The organism is Mycobacterium sp. NGS67, assembly GCF_059812185.1.
Genome location: NZ_JCALCF010000002.1, coordinates 258,005 through 278,568, shown reverse-complemented (window position 1 = coordinate 278,568; position 20,564 = coordinate 258,005). Strand labels below are relative to the sequence as shown.

The 20,564-nt window shown below is 65.9% G+C and carries 21 protein-coding genes; 9 read left to right on the top strand and 12 right to left on the bottom strand.

Going from position 1 to position 20,564, the window contains the following annotated elements:
- The first annotated feature begins 75 nt into the window (after positions 1–75).
- The gene (locus AC5Y4D_RS02830) at positions 76–750 is read left to right on the top strand and encodes a DUF427 domain-containing protein (RefSeq protein WP_500036281.1); all 675 of its coding nucleotides are present in this window, start codon (positions 76–78) and stop codon (positions 748–750) included.
- Between the two features lie 13 nt (positions 751–763).
- Here the strand turns inward: AC5Y4D_RS02830 and glsA are convergent, their stop codons facing one another.
- From glsA to AC5Y4D_RS02810, 4 genes are read right to left on the bottom strand one after another with little or no spacing between them, the layout of a single operon-like run.
- Entirely contained in the window at positions 764–2,044 is a 1,281-nt protein-coding gene (gene glsA / locus AC5Y4D_RS02825; protein WP_500036280.1) for a glutaminase A, read from the bottom strand.
- Between the two features lie 56 nt (positions 2,045–2,100).
- Complete coding sequence (locus AC5Y4D_RS02820) at positions 2,101–3,249, bottom strand: acyl-CoA dehydrogenase family protein (RefSeq protein WP_500036279.1); 1,149 nt, start codon at positions 3,247–3,249, stop codon at positions 2,101–2,103.
- Position 3,250: 1 nt separating this feature from the next.
- Positions 3,251–4,165 carry an LLM class F420-dependent oxidoreductase gene (locus tag AC5Y4D_RS02815; RefSeq protein ID WP_500036278.1) on the bottom strand — a complete coding sequence of 305 codons (915 nt, stop codon included), beginning with the start codon at positions 4,163–4,165 and terminating at the stop codon, positions 3,251–3,253.
- A 5-nt stretch (positions 4,166–4,170) separates the two neighbouring features.
- A complete protein-coding gene (locus AC5Y4D_RS02810) occupies positions 4,171–5,055 on the bottom strand; it encodes an acyl-CoA thioesterase (RefSeq protein WP_500036277.1) in 885 nt (294 codons plus the stop codon).
- 147 nt (positions 5,056–5,202) lie between these two features.
- On the opposite strand from AC5Y4D_RS02810, the gene AC5Y4D_RS02805 reads away from it, so the two are divergent.
- From AC5Y4D_RS02805 to AC5Y4D_RS02795, 3 genes are read left to right on the top strand one after another with little or no spacing between them, the layout of a single operon-like run.
- The gene (locus AC5Y4D_RS02805; RefSeq protein ID WP_500036296.1) at positions 5,203–6,015 is read left to right on the top strand and encodes an SMP-30/gluconolactonase/LRE family protein; all 813 of its coding nucleotides are present in this window, start codon (positions 5,203–5,205) and stop codon (positions 6,013–6,015) included.
- Between the two features lie 35 nt (positions 6,016–6,050).
- Positions 6,051–6,878 (top strand): thioesterase family protein, encoded by an 828-nt coding sequence (locus tag AC5Y4D_RS02800; RefSeq protein WP_499946321.1) that lies wholly within the window; start codon positions 6,051–6,053, stop codon positions 6,876–6,878.
- Positions 6,875–7,417 carry a TetR/AcrR family transcriptional regulator gene (locus AC5Y4D_RS02795; RefSeq protein WP_499946322.1) on the top strand — a complete coding sequence of 181 codons (543 nt, stop codon included), beginning with the start codon at positions 6,875–6,877 and terminating at the stop codon, positions 7,415–7,417. Before AC5Y4D_RS02800 ends, AC5Y4D_RS02795 begins: the two co-directional genes overlap by 4 nt.
- 51 nt (positions 7,418–7,468) lie before the next feature.
- Here AC5Y4D_RS02795 and AC5Y4D_RS02790 read toward each other — a convergent pair whose 3' ends face one another.
- Genes AC5Y4D_RS02790 through AC5Y4D_RS02780 form a run of 3 tightly spaced genes read right to left on the bottom strand, consistent with a single transcriptional unit; the run spans position 7,469 to position 10,703 of the window.
- Positions 7,469–8,830, bottom strand: coding sequence for an FAD-binding oxidoreductase (locus AC5Y4D_RS02790; RefSeq protein ID WP_500036276.1), 1,362 nt, complete (start codon positions 8,828–8,830; stop codon positions 7,469–7,471).
- Positions 8,827–9,585 (bottom strand): glucose 1-dehydrogenase, encoded by a 759-nt coding sequence (locus AC5Y4D_RS02785; RefSeq protein ID WP_499946323.1) that lies wholly within the window; start codon positions 9,583–9,585, stop codon positions 8,827–8,829. Before AC5Y4D_RS02785 ends, AC5Y4D_RS02790 begins: the two co-directional genes overlap by 4 nt.
- Complete coding sequence (locus AC5Y4D_RS02780) at positions 9,585–10,703, bottom strand: NAD(P)H-dependent amine dehydrogenase family protein (RefSeq protein WP_500036275.1); 1,119 nt, start codon at positions 10,701–10,703, stop codon at positions 9,585–9,587. The genes AC5Y4D_RS02785 and AC5Y4D_RS02780 overlap by 1 nt, the downstream gene beginning before the upstream one ends.
- 157 nt (positions 10,704–10,860) lie before the next feature.
- Between AC5Y4D_RS02780 and AC5Y4D_RS02775 the strand changes: the two genes are divergently transcribed.
- Positions 10,861–12,276 (top strand): PE family protein, encoded by a 1,416-nt coding sequence (locus AC5Y4D_RS02775; RefSeq protein ID WP_499946325.1) that lies wholly within the window; start codon positions 10,861–10,863, stop codon positions 12,274–12,276.
- On the opposite strand, the gene AC5Y4D_RS02770 is transcribed toward AC5Y4D_RS02775, so the two are convergent.
- On the bottom strand, positions 12,217–12,900 hold the full coding sequence (locus AC5Y4D_RS02770) for a TetR/AcrR family transcriptional regulator (protein WP_499946326.1): 684 nt from the start codon (positions 12,898–12,900) through the stop codon (positions 12,217–12,219). The genes AC5Y4D_RS02775 and AC5Y4D_RS02770 overlap by 60 nt on opposite strands.
- A gap of 162 nt (positions 12,901–13,062) precedes the next feature.
- Between AC5Y4D_RS02770 and AC5Y4D_RS02765 the strand changes: the two genes are divergently transcribed.
- Complete coding sequence (locus AC5Y4D_RS02765) at positions 13,063–13,188, top strand: hypothetical protein (protein WP_499946327.1); 126 nt, start codon at positions 13,063–13,065, stop codon at positions 13,186–13,188.
- Here AC5Y4D_RS02765 and AC5Y4D_RS02760 read toward each other — a convergent pair.
- The 4 genes from AC5Y4D_RS02760 to AC5Y4D_RS02745 form a co-directional block, all read right to left on the bottom strand.
- Positions 13,185–14,609, bottom strand: coding sequence for an NAD(P)(+) transhydrogenase (Re/Si-specific) subunit beta (locus AC5Y4D_RS02760; RefSeq protein ID WP_499946328.1), 1,425 nt, complete (start codon positions 14,607–14,609; stop codon positions 13,185–13,187). The two genes, AC5Y4D_RS02765 and AC5Y4D_RS02760, sit on opposite strands and share 4 nt — an antisense overlap.
- Positions 14,606–14,935 (bottom strand): NAD(P) transhydrogenase subunit alpha part 2, encoded by a 330-nt coding sequence (locus AC5Y4D_RS02755; RefSeq protein ID WP_499946329.1) that lies wholly within the window; start codon positions 14,933–14,935, stop codon positions 14,606–14,608. Before AC5Y4D_RS02755 ends, AC5Y4D_RS02760 begins: the two co-directional genes overlap by 4 nt.
- On the bottom strand, positions 14,936–16,042 hold the full coding sequence (locus AC5Y4D_RS02750; protein WP_499946330.1) for a Re/Si-specific NAD(P)(+) transhydrogenase subunit alpha: 1,107 nt from the start codon (positions 16,040–16,042) through the stop codon (positions 14,936–14,938).
- A 116-nt stretch (positions 16,043–16,158) separates the two neighbouring features.
- Positions 16,159–16,608 (bottom strand): nuclear transport factor 2 family protein, encoded by a 450-nt coding sequence (locus AC5Y4D_RS02745; RefSeq protein ID WP_499946331.1) that lies wholly within the window; start codon positions 16,606–16,608, stop codon positions 16,159–16,161.
- Between the two features lie 137 nt (positions 16,609–16,745).
- Here AC5Y4D_RS02745 and AC5Y4D_RS02740 point away from each other — a divergent pair, with 137 nt between their 5' ends.
- The 3 genes from AC5Y4D_RS02740 to AC5Y4D_RS02730 all read left to right on the top strand — a co-directional run bounded on the left by AC5Y4D_RS02740 (position 16,746) and on the right by AC5Y4D_RS02730 (position 20,526).
- Positions 16,746–17,966, top strand: coding sequence for an acyl-CoA dehydrogenase family protein (locus AC5Y4D_RS02740; RefSeq protein ID WP_499946349.1), 1,221 nt, complete (start codon positions 16,746–16,748; stop codon positions 17,964–17,966).
- Entirely contained in the window at positions 17,959–18,807 is an 849-nt protein-coding gene (locus tag AC5Y4D_RS02735) for a tyrosine-protein phosphatase (protein ID WP_499946332.1), read from the top strand. Before AC5Y4D_RS02740 ends, AC5Y4D_RS02735 begins: the two co-directional genes overlap by 8 nt.
- 75 nt (positions 18,808–18,882) lie before the next feature.
- The gene (locus AC5Y4D_RS02730; RefSeq protein WP_499946333.1) at positions 18,883–20,526 is read left to right on the top strand and encodes a PE family protein; all 1,644 of its coding nucleotides are present in this window, start codon (positions 18,883–18,885) and stop codon (positions 20,524–20,526) included.
- Positions 20,527–20,564: the final 38 nt, after the last annotated feature.

The following is a 20,564-nucleotide window of genomic DNA, read 5'->3' as shown; positions in this document are numbered from 1 at the left end:
ACGGCGGGTCGTCGGGCAGGGGTTCGAAGGGAAAGATAGGGGTCCGACAATAGAGCCCGACATCGGAGGAACACCATGAGCCTGGTAACCGGCCGCGGTCCGTTGAGCAGTCATCCTGCCGGGCGCTTCGTTCCCCCGATACCGCCCGACCTGACCGGGAAAGTCGTCTACATCGAGCCGCATCCGCGCCGCATCCAGGCATACAAGGACGGGCGCCTCGTCATCGACACCGAGAAGGCACTCTTGATCCACCGGCCGGACCGGACGCTCAGCTACGCATTTCCCACCGACGCGGCATCCGAGCTGCCGAACGAAGCTGAACCAGAGGCACCCGGCTACCTGTCCGTGCCGTGGGACGCCGTCGACGCGTGGTTCGAGGAGGGCCGCAAGCTGGTTCATTACCCGCCGAACCCGTATCACCGCGTCGACTGCCGACCGACCAGACGACGTCTCAGCGTAAGCGTCGACGGCACCACGCTGGTCGACACCGACGACACCGTAATCGTCTTCGAGACTGCCTTGCCGCCAAGGCTTTACGTCAAACCCGAGCATGTGCGCACCGATCTGCTACACAAGACCGACACCACGAGCTACTGCAACTACAAGGGCTACGCGACGTATTGGGCCGCCGCCGAGGCAGACGTCGCGTGGACCTACGAGGACCCGCTGCCCGAAACACTGCCCATCAGAGGCTATTTCAGCTTCGACGCCGCTCACGCCGACGTGATTGCCGAACTGCCCGAGCCCTGAGCGGGCTGCTGAACTAGTTGCCGCGTTCCTTCTCCGCTTCGCTGACGGCCTCGTCGATCGTGGGATAAACGACGGCGCCCTCGCTACTGCGGCCGGTCAACATCACCCGCCGATCGGGGTCGACCAGGACGATCGACTTGCCTGCTTTCGTCAACGACTCACGCATCCTGGCCAGCATCGTGCGGGCGATCTCACTGATGTCACCAACCCGCGACAATTCCAGAATCGCGACATCGAATAGGTCGCACTCATTTTCCACGGTGCGCATGACCTGCTCGGCCCCGACGAACAGGAGATCTCCGTGCAGCTCGAAAACGCGAATTCCTGCGACGACGTCGTGGGTGTCCCGAATGATCGATCGGCTTTCTCGGGTCACCGACAGAAAGTGCAGACCGAGCTGCGCCGACAGACTGCGACAGATGCGGCTGCCGCGCACACTGTTGCCATGCCCGTCGAGCAGCGGAGAATAAACGCCGATGCCTAGTTGGCTCGGCAGTACCGCGAGGATGCCGCCGGCCACCCCGCTTTTTGCCGGCATCCCCACGGCACTTACCCAGTCGCCTGCGGAGTCATACATTCCGCACGTCATCATCACACTGAGCGTGCGCTGGACGACTGCCGCGGACATTATCCCTGTCCGACTCCGCGGATTCACCCCGCCATGGGCGAGCGTAGAGGCCATGTGGGCTAGATCAGTGCTGCTGACCTTGATCGAGCATTGTCGAAGATAGACGTCGAGGACCTCATCGGGATCGTCATCGAGGACGCCGAAACTTTGCAGCATATAGGCGATCGCACGGTTTCGACTGCCGCTCGCCTTTTCGGAGCGGTAGACGTTTTCGTCGACATCGAGGTGGTGACCGGCGCATGCTGAGTAGAAATCCAAGATCTGCGTAAATCGCTGTTGCGGAGTCCCGGCAGGTAACAGCGACACTGCGGCAATGGCACCGGCATTGATCATCGGGTTTTTCGGCGTTTTGGTACGGTCGTCGACGCTGATCATGTTGTACGGCTCGCCCGATGGCTCTAGGCCGATTTTCGCATCTACCGCTTGATGGCCGATCAATTCGAGTGCCAGAGCATAGGTGAAAGGTTTCGAGATCGATTGGATTGTGAATTCGGTGGCCGAATCCCCGGACTTGTAGAGATAACCGTCGATCAACTCGAGTGTCAGTCCGCATTTCGAAGTATCGACACGGGCAAGTTCGGGAATGTAATCGGCTACCGCTCCTTCGGTGACGCCTGCGTGTTCAGCAACGATCTGATCGAGATATCGCTGTACCAGCTCCGCCACACCGGCAGCTTAACGGGAAATGGATCGACAGCCGGGTCCGCTACCCGAAACTCGCTTCAGCTTCCGTAAGCCGGTCGCCCCAGCCGCAATTCGTGCTGGGCGATCATATTGCGGAACACCTCCAGCGAGCCGCCGTAGATACCCAACGGCACCGCCAGGCGGGAGACATGTTCCGTCGCACCATCATCGGGCGAGCCTCTCGTCTCGGCCGGCAGCACCGAGGCCGGACCCAGGATGTCCATCAAGTCCCCGGAGATGTCCCGCATCGTCTGAGCGATGGCGACGCGCCCGTACATGCCCGGCGTGGACAGCGCCGCCTCCATCCGCGCGCAACTGCGCCCGAGCCGGTACATCGAGTAGTCGTCGTCGGCGTCCGCCAGACCGGCAACCCCGTCCAGCGCTTCGGCCATCAGCATGCCCTGCATCACCATCGCGGCAACATCATGCAAGCCGGGATCGTCCCGCTCATCCAACCCGTGCTCGGAGTCCAGCGCCGCCCGCATCACCGTCCAGCCGCCGTTGACCTCACCGATGCGGTAGAGGTCGTCGACCCGCACGTCGGTGTAGTAGACGATGTTGGTGCGATCACCGTCCAGGGTGCGAATGCCCTGAATCTCGATACCCGGTGAATCCAGCGGCACCAGGAACATGGTCAGGTTCTTGTGTTTCGGCCGTTGCGGATCGCTGTTGGTGAGCAGGAAGACGTACTTGGCGTTCTGCGCATTCGACGTGAACATCTTGGAGCCGTTGATGATCCAGCCGTCCCCGTCACGTACCGAGCGGGTCTTACAGGTGGCGACGTCCGAGCCGCCTTCGGGCTCGGTGTAACCCAGGCACAGCCGGATGTGCCCGGAAAGCACACCGGGCAGCACCTTTTCGGCGAGTTCCGGCGCGCCGAACTGCTGCACCAGCCGCGCGACCACGGACGTGGTGCCCCAGTGATACCAGGGCGTGTGCGCCCGCGCGATCTCCAGGTTGAAGATCCGACGGCGCACCGGGCTGAACCCACCGTCGGACTCCAGTTTCCAATCGGCGGCGAGGTATCCCGCCTCGCCCAACGCCAAATGCACTTCCTCGTCGAAGTTTTCGCCGAATTCCCGATTCCGTCTCAGCACGTCGTCGGTGACGTGCTCTGCCACGAACGCGCGTGTGCGATCCTGGTAAGCCTGGTCCTCGGCGCAGAGTTCCACCCGCGAAAAGTCCATGTCAGATCGCGTCGATCACCGAGGTGCGGAACCGGTCGACGGTTTCCAGGATGTGCGTCAGGCTGTCGCCGGGCAGGTGCACCGATACCCAGGTAACCCCCAGTGCCGCAAGCTTTTCCAAGCCATCAAGGTAGGCGTCGGCGTTGAAGTCGTCGGTCGCCGGGCTGCCGCCGTCGAAGTTGGTGAACGTCACGTCGAGAGCTGACCAGTCACGTCCCAGGGAGTCACACCGGCGTCGCAGGTCGTCGATGCCGGCGGCGAGTTTGTCCAGCGAGTCGATGGACGCGGTTCCCGCGGTGCGCGCCAAGCCTGCCGGCGCGGGGAACGGGCACCACCCGTCGCCGTACTGCGCCACCCTTTGCCGGGCCGAAGTCGTGTTACCGCCTACCCAGATCGGCGGCGGACTTACCGGACGCGGATGTGCCGTGATGCCGCGGGCGGTGAAATGCTTTCCCTCATAGGCGATGTCATCGGAGGTCCAGACCAACCGGATGACTTCCAGCGCCTCCTCGAACAACTCGGCGCGCTCGTCGTAGTCCACCCCCACCGCGGCGAACTCCTTGCGCAGGTAGCCCACACCCACGGCCAGCGTGAAGCGGCCTTCGGACAGCACGTCCAACGTGGCCCCGGACTTGGCCACCACGAACGGATTCCGGTAGGGCAGCACCACAATGTTGGGAATCAGCCGCAGTGTCGTGGTCCGTGCCGCCGCATACCCCAGCGCCACAAAGGGATCCAGCGCGTCATGACCACCCGCTTCCAGCCATCGCTGCGACGGCGCCGGGTGGTCGGTGAAGCCGAACCCGTGCAGGCCCGCCTGTTCGACCGCCGCCGCCACCGTCGCGATACCTGTCCCGGAGATCAGCTCAGGGTTGTAGGGATGACTGTGCATCGGGTGGGTGACGGTGAAACGCATGGGATTCAGAACCGCGCCCGGGCGTCGATCGAGGTGTCGCTGGTGCGCAGCGGCCGGATCAGCGCCTCCTGGGCGAACGAACACAGCAGCTCACCGGCTTCGGTGTGCACGGTGCCGCGCACGTAGGACATCCCGGCGCCGACTTGGGTGCTCTCGTGGGTGTAGAGCAGCCAGCCGTCCCAGCGCACCGGCTCGTGGAACGAGACGAAGATCGACATCGGCGCGGTGGACACCGTCAGGTGCGCTTGGGCGGTGCCGATGCCTTCGTGGGCGCGCATGGTCGTCGAAATGCCAAGGTGGCCGGTGAAATACGCGAGTAGCGCCTTGCCCAGGTCGTCCCGGGAAGGAATGGGGTCGTAGTGCAGCCAGGCATACAACTCCGGCGGGCCCACCTCGTCGGGACTGTTGACGTCGACCACGTCGACGAGCCGCAACTCCCGTCCGGTCATCGGCATTTCCGAGACGTTGGCGTCCGCGGGCGCGGCCACCTCGGGTCGCGGCAGGTGGTGGCGGATGACATCTTCGGTCGGGACATCGGTCAACACCGTCAGGGTCACGCAGCGTTTGCCGTTCTGCACCACGGAGACGACGGCGGTCGCCGTGGACCTGCCCTCGTTCAATACGTCGAGGGCGAGTTCGATCGGGGGACCTACCGCGATCGCACGCGCGAACACCGCGTGTACCGACCGCACCGACTTGCCCGCAAATCGCTGAGCCACTGCCACGATGGCCTGGGCCACCACCTGAGTGCCTTCCACCACCTGCCGGCCGTCCTGCCCAGGCAAGCCGGTCTCGGCGGTGTACCGGTCGGGTGCGTCGGCGGCTTGGACTTCGAAGAGTTCCAGCAGACTCTCCACCGACCACTGGACCTGTTCAGATTCTGTCGTCACGCGCTCACTCCTTGCTCCGGCAGCTCACGGCTCAGCGTGACACTTTGCGTATTGTTTGTAAAGCTAGGCAATCGGCACCGGCGATGCGATGCGTTGACAGCGATACCCGCGGTGCATGACACTTCTGCAGTGATTTGTAAAGGCTCGATGGTGCCGACCCCGCTGGCCCACGGCTTTTGCTTTGGCGAGGGCCCGCGCTGGTTCGAAGGACTGCTGTGGTTCTCCGACATGCTCGGCGAAGCCGTCCACACCTCGGACCTCCGCGGCTCCCTGACCACGCTGCCGTTGCCGGGTCACGCCCCTGCCGGCCTGGGGTTCCGGCCCGACGGCACCCTGTTGATCGTGTCGACCGAGGCTCGACTCGTGCTCGGCTATGACGGGGAAACCACCGACCCGATCGCCGACCTGTCCGAGCTCGCCACGGCCAGCCTCGGCGACATGGTCGTCGACCGGGCCGGCCGCGCTTACATCGGATCACAGGCATTCGAAGGCGGAAACATCATCCGTCTCGACCCCGATGGCCGCGCCGCCGTCGTCGCCGAGGATCTCGACTTCCCCAACGGCATGGTCATCACCGAAGACGGGAGGACGATGATCGTCGCCGAGTCCGTCGGCCGGCGACTGACCGCGTTCAGCATCGACGACGACGGCGCGCTGCACGACCGGCGGATCTTCGCCGACAATCTGGACGGGCCGCCGGACGGCATCGCGCTCGACGCCCAAGGCGGGGTGTGGGCGGCCATGACGCTGGCGCACCAGTTCGAGCGGATCACCGACGGCGGGGAGGTGACCGACCGCATCGACATGGGCGACCGGGTGGCAATCGCCTGCGCGCTGGGCGGCCCGGAGCGGCGCACGCTGTTTCTGCTGTCGAGCACCGATGCTTATCCCAAGCGTCTGGTGGGCACCCGGCTGTCGCGGCTGGACGCCGTGCGGGTCGAGGTGCCCGGCCTGCCCTGAACGTAAGGTCTGCCCTGACACGAAAAGGTGGATGCATGTCCGACTCGTACTACGAGCTGATCGACCCGGCCGACGGGCCCGGCGAGAAGTTCCGGGCCACCGACCTGGCCCGAGGCACGTGGTCGGCCGCCATCCAGCACGGTGGTCCGGTGTCGGGGCTGCTGGTGCGCGGGCTGGAGCGCTGCGAGGTGCGCGACGACACCCGCCTGAGCCGGGTCGTCATCGACCTGCTCGGCCCGGTGCCCGCTGATGGCGATTTGTGGATGCGGTCGCGAATCGAACGCGGCGGCAAGCAGATCGAGCTGGTGACCGCCGAAATGCTTGCGCCGGGTCCCGACGGGCAGCCCCGGCCGGTCGCCCGCGCCAGCGGCTGGCGGCTGCAACAACTCGACACGCAAGCCGTCGCGCACGCGTCGACGCCGCTGCCCCGCCCGCGCTCCGAAGCCCGCGAACGCAACATGAAGGCCCTGGGCTGGGACCGCAACTACGTGCACAGCTTGGAGTGGCTGTGGTTGACCGAACCGCTGTCCCCCGGTGGCGGCGAATCCTGGATCAAACCAATCACCGATCTGGTCGCGGGCGAAACGATGACACCGCTGGAGCGGTTGTTCGCGGTGGCCGACTGCGCCAACGGCATCGGCAGCACGCTGGACATCAGCAAGTGGACTTTCCTCAACACCGACCTGGCGGTGCACGTCTTCCGGGTGCCCGACGGGGATTGGATCGGCATACGCGCCGAAACCAGTTACGGGCCCGACGGTATCGGCACGACGATCGGGACGCTGTTCGACGAACACGGCGCCGTCGGCGCCATCCAGCAATCGGTCTTGGTGCGGCCCCGACCACCGAAGGTGAAGTCATGAGTGAAGCTGCGGTAGACACTTTCGAATCCGACAGCTCCACCCGCCAACGCATCCTGGCCGCCACCGCGGAGGTCTTGGCACGCAGCGGCAAGACCAAGCTCAGCCTTTCCGAGGTCGCCACCCAGGCCGGGGTGTCGCGGCCTACCCTTTATCGGTGGTTCGCCTCCAAAGAGGAACTGATGTCGGCGTTCTCGCGATACGAACGCGAAGTCTTCGAAATCGGCCTGGCCAAGGCCACCGCCGGGTTGAAGGGCGCCGAAAGGCTCGATGCCGCACTGAGATTCATCGTCGACTATCAGTATTCCTACTCGGGGGTGCGCATGGTCGACATCGAGCCCGAGCATGTCATCGCGCAGATGTCGGGGGTGATCCCGGAGATGCGCGCCGGTTTGCAACGCTTGCTGCCGGGACCCAACGCCGCGGTGAAGGCGGCGACGGTGATCCGAATTGCGATCTCGCACTACGTGGTTCGCAGTGACGACGCCGACGAGTTCCTCGCGCAGCTACGGCACGCGGTCGGCATCAAAAACAGCGACTAACCGCCGCGAGCAGACGCAAAAGCCCCCCAAAAGGACGCCTTTTGGGGGCTTTTACGTCTGCTCGCGCGAGAACAGCACCGCGGCATTCAGGTAGCCCGTGGGGTCCAACGCCGTCTTGAGCGCCCGCATCGTCGCGATGTCGGCCGCCTCGCGGGACATGCCAAGGTAGGGCCGCTTGCGACTGCCGACGCCGTGCTCAGAGCTGACGTTGCCGCCGCTACCGGCGATCAGGTCCATCATCTCCGCGTACAACGCCGGCTCGCGTTCGACCGGGAAGCGCAGCACGTTCAGATGCAGGTTGCCCTCGCCGATGTGCCCGAACAGCACCGGCAGCGCATCATCGACGTGCCGGTGCACCAAATCCACCGCGTCGCGGGCGAACACGGGGATCGCCGGCAGGGGCAGCGACACGTCGAACTTCAACGGCGGCCCGTACACACCCAACACCTCGGCCAGCGCCTCCCGAACACGCCACAACCGTTGCTGCGCAACCACATCCACACCTACCGCCGGCTCCGAGCCGACACCGTCGAGCAGCTCGGCCAGCCGCTCGGTCTGGTCGTGGTCGGCGGCCAGCTCCACCAGCAGCAACCAGTCGCCGTCCACCGGCGGGCGGAAACCCAGCTCGGCCTCGATCAACGCGGCTCCCCGCCCGTCGACCAATTCCAGTGCGGCGATCCCGTCCACCTCGGCGAACATCCGACCGGCCGCGACCAATTCCTCGAGGTCGTCGAACCCGCAGACCGCGGTCACGCGGTGTGACGGGGTGGGGTGCAGGCGCAGGTCCAGCGCGGTGATCACGCCGAGGGTGCCTTCGGCGCCGACGAACAGCGACGGCAGGTCGTAGCCGGTGTTGTCGCGTCGCACCCGGCTGTGCCGGTGCAGCACCGAACCGTCGGGCAGCGCCACGTCCAGGCCGATCACCTGCTCGCCCATGTTGCCGTAGCGCACCGTGCGCAGGCCGCCGGCGTTAGTGGACGCCATGCCGCCGACGGTCGCGGTGTCGCGGGCCGCCAGGTCCACCCCGAACACCAGGCCGGCCGCGGAAGCGGCCCGTTGCACGGCCGTCAGCGTCGCGCCGGCTCCGGCGACCACGCGGCGCTCCAACGTGTCGACATCGCTTATCGCCGAAAGTCTTTCGGTGGACAGCAGCACATCGTCGTGCTCGGGAACGGTGCCGGCCACCAACGAGGTGCGGCCGCCCTGCACGGTCACGAAGGCACCGGCGTCGCGGCATATCCGCAGCACCTCGGCCACCTCGTCCCCGGAACCCGGGCGTACCAGCACACTGGCCTGCCCCCGGTACCGCCCGGTGTGGTCGACACTGCGACCGGCCAGGACGTCAGGGTCGGTGACGACGTGATTCGAGCCGACGACCCCACCCAGGGAGGCGGCCAGGCCCGCGAGGATCATCCAGCGCTGAAATCTTTGTGGTTCACATCGGTGACCAGCCCGCCGTCCATGATGAACTCGCTGCCGGTGGCATAAGAGGCTTCGTCGCTGGCCAGAAACACGACAAACGTTGCGACTTCGCGTGATTCGGCGGGACGGCCGAGCGGGATGGTGACCATGTCCTCGGGCAGGTGCGCGGTCATCGGGGTCCGGATGAACCCGGGGTGCAGCGAGTTCACCCGGATATTCAGCGGCGCCAGTTCCAGTGCCGCCGATTTGGTGACCCCGCGCACCGCCCACTTCGACGCGACATACGGATGCACGAACGGCGCCCCGCGGATCCCCTCGATCGAGGACACGTTGATGATGGAGCCGCCACCGGCCTCGGTCATCGGATCCACCACCGACCGCATGCCCAGGAAGGTGCCGGTCAGGTTGACGTCGATCACCTGCTGCCACTTGTCCATCCGAAATTCCCGCAGCGGACCGGCCGCGACGATGCCGGCGTTGTTCACCAGCACGTTCAACTTGCCGAATTCCCCGATTGCCGTCTGCACCGCGGCTTCCCACTGGTCCTGCTGGGTGACGTCGAGGTGGACGTAGCGCGCCGAGTCGCCGATCTCGGCGGCCAGCGCTTTGCCCTCGTCGTCGCGGACGTCGCCGATCACCACTTTGGCGCCCTCCTCGACCAGCAGCCGCGCGTCTTCGGCGCCCATCCCGCGGGCACCGCCGCTGATCAGGGCGACCTTGCCCGCTACCCGTCCTTCTCGTCCCATCAGCGGGAACTCCTTTCGGTTCTAGGGATCAGATCGTTCGGTGCGAAGAGTCCTTTGCCGGTGACCAGCGGCAGGTCCAGCGTGCTCCGGATGCCGGGCGGGGCCGCGATCACGTCCGGGATGGCGTTGACGATGCGGCCCGCGGCACCGGCGATCGCCGCGTGGTTGTGGTCGCCCTTGCGGCTGGTCGGCACGATGTCCACGGCATAGGAAGGCTCGCCGGTGATCTCGACGCGGTAGGAGCCGGTGCCGGCGGCGGGCTGACGCAGATCGGGCCGCAGGTTGGGACGCAACCGGGTGATGTGTTCGATGACGATGGCGGGGTGACCGTTGACCATGCCCCGAATCTCGAACTGCAGCACCGCCACCGTGCCCTTGGCCACGTGTCCGACGGCGATGTCGAAGTCCTCGGGCGCCGGCTCACGTTGGTAGGACTCGGTGATCTCGTCCACCTCGATGCCCAGGCCGGCCGCCAGCTGCCTGATCGCGGTACCCCAGGCGATGCTCAGCACACCCGGCTGCAGCAGCATCGGAATGTGGTCCATGGGCTGGGCGAACCCCATGTAGTGCATCACCTCGGCGCCGTCGTAGCTGGCGTAGTCGTGGATCTCCATGCACCGCACCTGTTCGATGCGCTGGCAGGTTCCGGCCAGCGCGAACGGAATCAGGTCATTGGCGAAGCCGGGGTCGACTCCGGTGATGAAGATGCTCGACTTCCCTTGCTGCGCAGCGGCTTCCACCCGATCGATGTACTTGTCGGGCATGACACCCCACGGGTACTGCAACAGCCCGGGCGACGATCCGACGACGTCGATGCCGGCGACGAGTATGCGCATCACGTCGCCCATCGCGTCGGGCAGCCGGGTGTCACCCATGGCGCAGTAGACGACGCAGTCGGGACCGGTGGCCAACAACGCGTCGAGGTCGTTCACGGCTCGGATGCCGGTCTGCGTCGGGGCGTCCAGACCGAGACCACACAGTTCGCCGGCATCCCTGCCCACCTTCTCCGGCGTGGACACACATACCCCGGTGAGTTCGAAGCGCGGATCGGTGATGAGTTCGGCCAGCGCCAGCCCGCCGACATTTCCGGTGCCGACGTGGGCGACACGAATCGCCATGAGCGTCCTTCCGTGGAACTGAGCAAGATCCGAACTTTTCTAGACAGTAGTCCATAATTTTTCGCGCGCGAAACGCCGGAATTCGGGGCGACGCCGCTCTACCCTCTGTTCATTACCTCATACCCGCGGTTACGAATTGGCGGGGAAGGACGGGGAGATGTCGCACGTAATAACGGTTCCAGAGACGCTCGTGGCGGCGGCTGTCGACGTCGACGGCATTGCCGCGGCCGTCCGAGCGGCCAACGCCGCTGCGGTCGTCCCGACGTCGAGTGTGCTGGCGGCGGCCGGTGACGAGGTGTCGGAGGCCATCACCGCACTGTTCAACGCCTACGGTCAGGAATACCAGGCGGTGGTGCGGCAGGCGGCGGCGTTCCAATCCCAGTTCACCCAAACGCTTTCCAACGCGGCCGCGGCCTACACCCAGGCCGAATCCGCGGCCGCTGCGACGCTGACATCCCTGCTCGCACCCGGCCCGGCGGCACCGGCGGCCGCCAACATCGCGCTGATCATGGGCGGCACCGGCAACCCGCTGCCCTTCGCCAAGTACATCGCGGACATCAACACGAACTGGATCCAGAAGCTCTTCCCCGGCTATATCCCCACGGGTCTGACCACACCCGAACAGTTCTGGCCGATCACTCCCGACCTCGGCGACATGACCTACAACCAGTCCGTCACCAAGGGCGTGGCAGCGCTGAACAGCGCAATTCACAACCAGATCGCCGCTGGCAACAAGGTGGTCGCCTTCGGTTATTCGCAGAGCGCCTCGATCATCCACAACGAGATCGTGGCTCTGATGGCGGCCGGATCGCCCTACCAAGGCGGCGACCTGTCCTTCATCATGGCTGCCGCCGGCAACAACCCCAACGGCGGCTTGTTGTCACGCTTCCCGGGTCTCTACATTCCGATCCTGGACGTGCCGTTCAACGGTGCCACCCCGGCCAGCAACCCGTACCCGACGCAGATCTTCACCGCCCAGTACGACGGCGTGGCCCACGCTCCGCAGTACCCGCTGAACATCCTGGCGGACGTCAACGCGCTCATGGGCTACTTCTACGTGCACGGTAACTACCCGACGTTGTCAGCGCTGGATGCCATCCCACTGCCGACGTCGCCCGGCTACAACGGCGCCACTGAGTACTACATGTTCTTGACGCAGGATCTGCCGCTGCTGCAGCCGATCCGCGACATCCCCTACGCCGGACCGGTCATCGCCGACATCTTCCAACCGGCCCTGCGCGTGATGGTCGACCTGGGCTACTCGGATTACGGGTACGCAGACCTGCCCACCCCGGCCGGCCTGATCAACATCCCCAACCCGATCAACGTCGCCTACTACCTGGGCCAGAGCCTGTGGCAGGGACCGTATGGCGCGGCGGTGGAGATCGGCGTGCAGGCGGGCCTATGGGGACCCGAGCACTTCCCGGACGCCTACCCGTGGGTCCCGTCGACCAATCCGGGGCTGAACCTCTACCTGGGCCCGACGCTCAGCCAGCCTCCGGTGACGGCGATATCACTGCTGAGCGGCGCTCTCGGGGACGTGCTGCACGTCATTCCGCCGATTTTCAACTGATCCAGCACCCAGCGGTGTCTGGGTACGGATCGCCTCGTCCCGGATCAACCCGCGCAGCAGCGCCGTGCTGAACTCGGCCGCGATCTCCTTGGCCGTGCGTCGTCCGCTGGGCCGCAACCACCGGTAGGCGCCCAGCGTCATCCCGATGTAGCCGAGCGCCAGCACGTGCGAGTCGCACGGGTAGAACTCGCCGCTGGCGATGCCCCGGTCGATCAGGCCGTGCACGTGCTCGTAGACCTGCACTTCCTTGGCGCGAACCTCGGCCACCTGTTCACTGGTGAACCATTCGGTGATGTAGGGCTGCTCCTGGAAGTACACCGCGGCCCGTTCCGGGTTGGCGGCGATCCCGGTCAGCAACCGAACGGTGTACTGGTACAGGGCTTCGCGGGCGGTCCAGTCCGGGTCATCGTGCACCGCGGCCAGCGTGCCCTCGGCGGCCTGGCGATAGATGTCGAACAGGATCAGCGACTTACTGGCGTAGTAGTGGTAGACCGTCGCCTTGTTCAGCCCGATCACGTCGGCGACGTCGTCCATCCGGGTGCCGTGATAGCCGCGGGCCGCGAACAACTTGGTCGCGACGGCAAGCAATTCCTCGCGGCGCGAAAGTCCATTTTCGGACGGCATCGATACTCACTCTTCGTCGCTGCCGAGCTGGGCCGACGGCTCCGGACGCGGCATTTACCAATCAACTGGTTGGACAGTTTACGACCGGTGCCACCTGTTGCCGCGACGTGGATGGGACTAGACTCGCCGGAGAACCTCAGTCGCGATCAGAAAGGCGGAGTAATGGACCCGAGTCCTGACTACGACGGAAGCGACGAGATCGAGTTCTTCTTCAGCTATCTCACCTGGGGTCTGCGCGGTGTGGAGTCCGGCAACGGCTATCCGCCGCCGGCCTACCCACCGGTTTAGAGAGCCTTTAACTCCTCGGCGACCGCGGTCACCGACTTCTTGGCGTCCCCGAACAGCATGCTGGTGCCCTCGCCGTAGAACAGCGGGTTGTCGATACCGGCGAATCCCGAATTCATCGACCGCTTCAGCACGATCACCGACTTGGCCTTGTCGACGTTGAGGATCGGCATGCCGAAGATCGGGCTGGACGAGTCGTTGCGCGCCGCCGGATTGGTGACGTCGTTGGCGCCGATGACGATCGCGACGTCGGTACGGCCGAATTCGTCGTTGATGTCGTCCATGTCCTTCATCGCGTCGTAGTCGACTTCGGCCTCGGCAAGCAACACGTTCATGTGCCCCGGCATCCGGCCGGCGACCGGGTGGATCGCGTACTTGACCTCGACGCCCTTGCCCTCCAGCAGCGCCGCCATGTCCTTGACGGCGTGCTGTGCCTGCGCCACGGCCAGCCCATAGCCCGGCACCACGATCACCTGGTTGGCGTAGGCCATCTGGATGGCAGCATCCGCGGCCGAGGTGGCCTTGACGGTCTTCTCGCCGCCGTCACCACCGCTGGGCGCGATACCGCCGCCGCCGAAGCCACCCGCGACGATGGCCGGGATCGACCGGTTCATCGCCTTGGCCATCAGGTTGGTCAGGATGGATCCGGACGCGCCGACGATCATGCCGGCGACGATCATCGCGGTGTTGTTCAGCGCCAGTCCCGCCGCCGCGGCCGACAGCCCGGTCATGGCGTTGAGCAGGGAGATCACCACCGGCATGTCGGCGCCGCCGATCGGCAGCACCACCATCAGACCCAGCACACCGGCCGCGGCCAGCAGGCCGATCATCCACCACAACGACGCTCCGGGGAGGTCGGGATGCGCGTTCAGACCGATGACCACCGCGGCGCCGACGGCCCCGAGCAGCAGCAACAGGTTGATCGGTTGCTGCGCTCTGCCGAAGCCGATCGGTGCGCCCGAAATGATCTCCTGCAGCTTGCCGAACGCGATGATCGAGCCCCAGAACGAGATCGAGCCGATGATCGCGGCGAACAGCGAAGCCACCACGATGTGGACGGTCGGCGACTCACCGTGCTTGAAGTCGGAGAAACCGGACGTCTGAATGAACTCCGAGAGCGCGATGAGAGCGACAGTGCCGCCGCCCACGCCGTTGAAGAACGCCACCAGCTGCGGCATCGCGGTCATCTTGGTCAACCGTGCCGGCGGCACGCCGAGCACCACGCCCACGACCAGCCCGGCGATGATCAGCGGCCACTGGCTGGTGTGCCGGATCATCACCAATGTCGCCGCCACCGCCAGCGTCATGCCGACAGCGGCGATCAGGTTGCCGCGCACCGCGGTCTTAGGGCCGGTCAGGCCCATCAAGCCGTAGATGAACAGCGAGAACGAGATGATGTAGAGGACGATCACGAGGTAGTTCATTTGGCGGCCTCCTCCGACTTGGCAGCGGGAAGCGCCTTCTTCTTGCCCTTGAACATGCCCAGCATCCGGTCGGTGACGATGAAGCCGCCGATCACGTTGAGCGTGCCGAACACCACCGCCACGAACAGGATGATCTGCACCGCGATCGACGGGTTCTCCACCCTGCCGAACACCACCAGCGCGCCGAGCACGACGATGCCGTGGATGGCGTTGGTGCCCGACATCAGCGGGGTGTGCAGGGTGTTGGGCACCTTGGAGATCACCGCGAACCCGACGAACCCGGACAGCACCAGGATCGCCAGGTTGGCCAATAGTTCGTCGTACATCTAGGAGTCCTTCTGTCGTTCGCGGGTCACACACGAGTCCGCGATGACCTCGTCGTCGAAGTCCGGCGCGAGTTGGCCGTCCTTGATCAACAGGTCCAGCAGCGCGGTGATGTTCTTGCTGTACAGCTCGCTGGCGTGCTCGGGCATGGTGGCGGGCAGGTTGAGCGGCGACGCGATGGTCACGTCGTGCTTGACGACGACCTGGCCGGGCTCGGTGAGCTCGCAGTTGCCGCCGGTCTCCCCGGCCAGGTCCACCACCACGCTGCCCGGCTTCATCGCCTCCACCGCGGCGGCGGTGACCAGGCGCGGCGCCGGACGGCCCGGCACCAGCGCGGTCGTGATCACGACGTCGAAGCCGCTGATCGCCTTTTCCAGGGCCTTCTGCTGCTGGGCGCGTTCCTCGTCGGTCAGCTCTCGGGCGTACCCGCCCTCACCGGCCGCGTCGATACCGATGTCGAGCCATTGCGCGCCCACCGAACGCACCTGGTCGGCGACCTCGGGGCGCACGTCGTACCCCGTCGTCCGGGCACCCAGGCGCTTGGCCGTGGCCAAAGCCTGCAGGCCGGCCACGCCGACACCGAGCACCAGCACGGTGGCCGGCTTCACGGTGCCCGCCGCGGTGGTGAGCATCGGGAAGAACCGGGTCGACTCGGACGCGGCCAGTAGCACGGCCTTGTACCCGGCGACGTTGGCCTGCGACGACAGGGCGTCCATCACCTGTGCCCGCGAAATACGCGGAATGGCTTCGAGCGCGAACGCTTGCACGCCGGCCTGCTTGAGTGCGCCGATCGAGTTGTCGGCGTTGCGGGGAGCCAGGAATCCGATGAGCGTCTGGCCGCTGCGCAGCTTGCCTACCTCGTCGGCGGTCGGGGGAGCCACCTTGACCACGATGTCGGCTCCCCAGGCGTCGCCGATGGTGGCCCCGGCCTGGGTGTAGAGGTCGTCGGGCAGCAGCGCCCGCTCGCCCGCGCCGGACTCGACCACCACGGCCACGCCACTGTTCACCAGCCCCGCGACCGCCTTGGGTACCAGCGCGACGCGCCGCTCGTCGGCTCCGGATTCGGCGACAACCCCGACCTTTACGAGCCCTGTCTGCGCTTCTGTCATGGCGCGTGCATCAACTTTCTCACTGTCTCACTGGCTTTGGGAGCGGTCTGTGGACCCGGCCCCGATCTGATTGCTCAGACACCCTACGGGACTATCGGCCTGCTCAAATAACGCGACTACCAGAGCGGTATTTCCTGGCTGCGCTCGTTTTGTGGCCGCGGGCCGAAGATTCGCCGCTGCGATTCGGCGATCGGGACGTCGTTGATGCTGGCTTCGCGCCGGGCCATCAGACCCTCGTCGTCGAACTCCCAGAGCTCGTTGCCGTAACTGCGGAACCACTGGCCGGTGCGGTCGCGGCATTCGTACTGGAATCGCACCGCGATGCGGTTGTCATGGAAGCTCCAGAGGCTCTTGCGTAGCGCATAGTCGAGTTCGCGCCGCCATTTCCGGGTCAGGAATTCGACGATCTGCGCGCGGCCGGTCAGGTGCTCGTCGCGGTTCCGCCAGACCGAGTCGACGGTGTAGGCCAGGCTGACCCGTTCCGGGTCGCAGGTGTTCCAGGCGTCCTCGGCGGCTTGCACCTTCTGCAGCGCGGTCTCGAGAGTGAACGGGCGCATGGGCTCCATTTCTACCCGCGAGCTGGGTCACCTCGCGCTGCGGGCACCTCCCGCGAGAAGACACAGAATCGCACTAATTCGGCCTCCCGGATGCGATTCTGTGTCTGCTCGCGCCCGGCTATATCGTGGCGGTCATGGACTTCGCGATGTCGGCCAAAGCCAGCGACTACCACAAGAAATTGACCGACTTCATGACGGAGTTCGTTTTCCCAGCCGAAGCCGAATACGAGAAGTACCGGCACGAGGCCGGGCCCGACGACCACACCGTGCCGCCGATCGTCGAGGACCTCAAGATCAAGGCCCGGGAGCGCGGTCTGTGGAACCTGTTCCTGCCGGCCGAGTCGGGACTGACCAACCTGGACTACGCGCCGCTGGCCGAGCTGTCCGGCTGGAGTTTGGAGATAGCCCCCGAAGCGCTCAACTGCGCGGCACCCGACACCGGCAACATGGAGACGCTGCACCTGTTCGCCACCGAGCAGCAGCGCAAGGACTGGCTGGAGCCGCTGCTCAACGGCGAGATCCGCAGTGCCTTCTCCATGACCGAACCGGCGGTCGCCAGCAGCGACGCCCGCAACATCGAGACCTCGATCGTGCGCGACGGCGCCGACTACGTGATCAACGGCCGCAAGTGGTGGACCTCGGGCGCGGCGGACCCGCGCTGCAAGATCCTGATCGTGATGGGCCGCACCAACCCCGAGGCGGCCAGCCACCAGCAGCAGTCCATGGTGCTGGTCCCGATCGACACCCCCGGTGTGACCGTGGTCCGCTCGACCGGTGTGTTCGGCTGGCAGGACCAGCACGGGCACTGCGAGGTCGTCTACGACAACGTGCGGGTCCCGGCCAGCAATCTGCTGGGCGAGGAGGGCTCCGGGTTCGCGATCGCCCAGGCGCGGCTGGGACCGGGCCGCATCCATCACTGCATGCGTGCGCTCGGCGGTGCCGAACGGGCGTTGGCGCTCATGGTGCACCGGGCCAACAGCCGCATCGCCTTCGGCAAGCCGCTGGCCGACCAGGGGCTGGTGCAGCACGCAATTGCCAAGTCGCGCAACGAGATCGACCAGGCCCGGCTGTTGTGCGAGAAGGCGGCATGGACCATCGACCAGCACGGCAACAAAGCGGCGCACCTGTTGGTGTCCCAGATCAAGGCGGTGGCCCCGCAGGTCGCCTGCGACGTCATCGACCGCGCGATCCAGGTGCACGGCGCCGCCGGCATCTGCGACGACACCCCGCTGGCCCGGCTGTACGGGTGGCACCGGGCGATGCGGATCTTCGACGGCCCCGACGAGGTCCACATGCGCACCATCGCGCGCAAAGAGCTCGGCGGGGAGCAGTCCGCGCTCGCCGCGGCGGTCACCGGCCATGCCTGACGGTCTGCGAAATCTGCCGGGCGCGTGGAACTTTCGTGATGTCGCGGACATCGTGCCGGGTCTGCGTCCGGGCCGGCTGTTCCGGTCCAGTGAGCTGAGCAGCCTGGACGACGACGGCCGCGCGGTGCTGCGGCAGTTGCGCATCACCGATGTCGCCGACCTGCGCGCGGCCCGTGAGGTGGCCCGCCGCGGTCCGGGGCGCGTTCCCGACGGGATCGACGTCCACCTGCTGCCGTTCCCGGATCTCGCCGACGACGACAAGTCCGACGGCGGCACCGACGACGAGGCGCCGCACGAGTCCGCGTTCAAGCGCCTGATGATCGAAGGTGCCAACGGCGAAGCGGACGAAACAGACGAAGCCATCGAGGCCAAAGCGGTCAAGTACATGACCGACGAATACCGCCAATTCCCAACGCGTAACGGGGCGCAACGGGCGGTGCACCGGGTGTTCACCCTGTTGGCCGACGGACGACCCGTGCTGACGCACTGCTTCGCCGGCAAGGATCGCACCGGTTTCGTGGTCGCCACGGTGCTCGAGGCCGTCGGGCTGGACCGCGACCTCATCGTCACCGACTACCTGCGCAGCAACCACGCGGTAGCCCAACTGCGCGACCGCATCACCGAGATGATCCAGCAGCGCGCCGACGTCGAACTGACTCCCGAGGTCGAGACGTTCACCAAAGCGCGGCTGTCCGACGGGGTGCTGGGTGTGCGCGCCGAATATCTGACCGCCGCCTGGCAATCGATCGACGAGACGCACGGATCGCTGCAGGGCTACCTGCGCGACGCGGGCATCTCCGACGACCACGTGACGCGGCTGCGCAGGGCACTGCTCGACTGAGTCTCACTATGAGCTCGGCCAAAGGCCAGACAGCCCGGTGTGATCGCTCTACCCTCGACGCAGGAGGGATAGAGCTTGTCGTATGTTTTCGCGCAGCCGCCCGTATTGGCAGCGGCGGCAACCGAGTTGGCGGGTATCGGTTCGGTCATCGGTGCGGCGGCCACCGCCGCGGCCGTGCCGACGACCGGTATCGCGATGGCCGCCGCGGACGAGGTGTCGGTTGCGATCGCGAACTTCTTCGGCGGCTTCGGCTCCGAATTCCAAGCTGTCAGTAGCAATCTCGGGTTGCTCTACGACGGGTTGGTGCAGCGGCTGACCGCCACCGTGGAGTACTACGCCAACGCCGAAGCGATCAACACCGCTCAATTGATCCAGGCCGCGACGGCCGGGCTCACCATACCGACATCGGCGGCGCCGTTCAGTCCCACTGGCGTGGCAATCATCATGGGCGGCACCGGAACACCCATACCGGGCGCGGCGTACCTCAACGCCATCAACACCCTGTTCGTCCAACCACTTGCGCCGGGCGCGATCGTGTCGGCGCTGAACACCCCCGAGCAGCTGTATCCGATCACCGGGGTGCGATCCCTGCCGTTGGCCACCTCGGTGCAGCAGGGACTGCAAATCCTCAACACCGCGGTGTGGGAGCAAATCAACGGCGGTAACAACGTCACCGTTTTCGGCTACTCGCAGAGCGCCATCATTTCCTCGCTGTTGATGCAGCACTACATCTCGCTGGGCCCGCTGGCTCCGGACCCGTCGCAGCTCAGCTTCATCTTGACCGGCAACGAGATGAACCCCAACGGCGGCATCCTGGCGCGCATCCCCGGACTGAACATCTCCACGCTGGGTCTGCCGTTCTACGGGGCCACCCCGGACGGGCCGTACCCGACCACCACTTACACGCTCGAATACGACGGGTTCGCCGACTTCCCGCGCTATCCGCTCAACATCCTGTCCGACCTCAACGCGGTTTTCGGCATCATCACGGTGCACACCACCTACGCCGACCTGACTCCCGCGCAGATCGCGTCGGCCATCGAGTTGCCGACGGACGGCACCACCAGCAACAAGTACTACCTCATCCCGCACCCGGACCTACCGCTGCTGGATCCGGTGCGGGCCATACCGGTCATCGGCGAACCCATCGCGGCGCTGGTGCAACCGAATCTGAAGGTGCTCGTCAACCTCGGCTACGGCGACCCCAACTTCGGCTACTCCACCGGCCCGGCCAACGTGCCCACCCCGTTCGGGCTGTTCCCGGAGATTCCGCCCGACGTCGTCGTCAACGCCCTGATCGCCGGAACCAATCAGGGCATCAACGATTTCCTGGCGGTGGCGCCGAGCGCGCTGACGACCCCGCCGGTGATTCCCACGCCCGCGTTCCCGCCGCTGATCCAGGCATATCTGCCTGCGTCGCCGCCCCCGGTGCCGGCGACCCCGGTCAACATCGCCAACACGTTGGCGTCGGTCGTGTCCACCGGCTATTCGGTGCTACTGCCGACGGCCGACCTGGCGACGGCTTTCGCCACCACGCTGCCCGCCTACAACACGACCTTGTTCTTGAGCCAGCTTGCTCAGGGCGACATCAGGGGGGCGATCGAACTCCCCCTCGCCGCCACCGCCGGTTTGGCAGCGCTGGGCGGCATGATCGAATTCATCGCGGTCGTGGAAGCAGCCGCGGAAATAGCTCAGGACTTGCAGAGCCTTTCCTTCTGATCGGAGCGACGGCTCCTGTTTCGGTAGCGAAAACGCTT

Excerpts from the sequence above, each read along its gene's own strand:
- AC5Y4D_RS02820 (WP_500036279.1), bottom strand. The coding sequence starts at position 3,249 with ATGGACTTTTCGCGGGTGGAACTCTGCGCCGAGGACCAGGCTTACCAG.
- AC5Y4D_RS02790 (WP_500036276.1), bottom strand. The coding sequence starts at position 8,830 with ATGATCCTCGCGGGCCTGGCCGCCTCCCTGGGTGGGGTCGTCGGCTCG.
- AC5Y4D_RS02750 (WP_499946330.1), bottom strand. The coding sequence starts at position 16,042 with ATGACAGAAGCGCAGACAGGGCTCGTAAAGGTCGGGGTTGTCGCCGAA.
- AC5Y4D_RS02765 (WP_499946327.1), top strand. The coding sequence starts at position 13,063 with ATGGACCCGAGTCCTGACTACGACGGAAGCGACGAGATCGAGTTCTTC.
- AC5Y4D_RS02775 (WP_499946325.1), top strand. The coding sequence starts at position 10,861 with ATGTCGCACGTAATAACGGTTCCAGAGACGCTCGTGGCGGCGGCTGTC.
- AC5Y4D_RS02780 (WP_500036275.1), bottom strand. The coding sequence starts at position 10,703 with ATGGCGATTCGTGTCGCCCACGTCGGCACCGGAAATGTCGGCGGGCTG.
- AC5Y4D_RS02740 (WP_499946349.1), top strand. The coding sequence starts at position 16,746 with ATGTCGGCCAAAGCCAGCGACTACCACAAGAAATTGACCGACTTCATG.
- AC5Y4D_RS02815 (WP_500036278.1), bottom strand. The coding sequence starts at position 4,165 with ATGCGTTTCACCGTCACCCACCCGATGCACAGTCATCCCTACAACCCT.
- AC5Y4D_RS02745 (WP_499946331.1), bottom strand. The coding sequence starts at position 16,608 with ATGGAGCCCATGCGCCCGTTCACTCTCGAGACCGCGCTGCAGAAGGTG.
- AC5Y4D_RS02755 (WP_499946329.1), bottom strand. The coding sequence starts at position 14,935 with ATGTACGACGAACTATTGGCCAACCTGGCGATCCTGGTGCTGTCCGGG.
- AC5Y4D_RS02735 (WP_499946332.1), top strand. The coding sequence starts at position 17,959 with ATGCCTGACGGTCTGCGAAATCTGCCGGGCGCGTGGAACTTTCGTGAT.
- AC5Y4D_RS02830 (WP_500036281.1), top strand. The coding sequence starts at position 76 with ATGAGCCTGGTAACCGGCCGCGGTCCGTTGAGCAGTCATCCTGCCGGG.
- AC5Y4D_RS02795 (WP_499946322.1), top strand. The coding sequence starts at position 6,875 with ATGAGTGAAGCTGCGGTAGACACTTTCGAATCCGACAGCTCCACCCGC.
- AC5Y4D_RS02800 (WP_499946321.1), top strand. The coding sequence starts at position 6,051 with ATGTCCGACTCGTACTACGAGCTGATCGACCCGGCCGACGGGCCCGGC.
- AC5Y4D_RS02770 (WP_499946326.1), bottom strand. The coding sequence starts at position 12,900 with ATGCCGTCCGAAAATGGACTTTCGCGCCGCGAGGAATTGCTTGCCGTC.
- AC5Y4D_RS02760 (WP_499946328.1), bottom strand. The coding sequence starts at position 14,609 with ATGAACTACCTCGTGATCGTCCTCTACATCATCTCGTTCTCGCTGTTC.
- AC5Y4D_RS02805 (WP_500036296.1), top strand. The coding sequence starts at position 5,203 with ATGGTGCCGACCCCGCTGGCCCACGGCTTTTGCTTTGGCGAGGGCCCG.
- AC5Y4D_RS02785 (WP_499946323.1), bottom strand. The coding sequence starts at position 9,585 with ATGGGACGAGAAGGACGGGTAGCGGGCAAGGTCGCCCTGATCAGCGGC.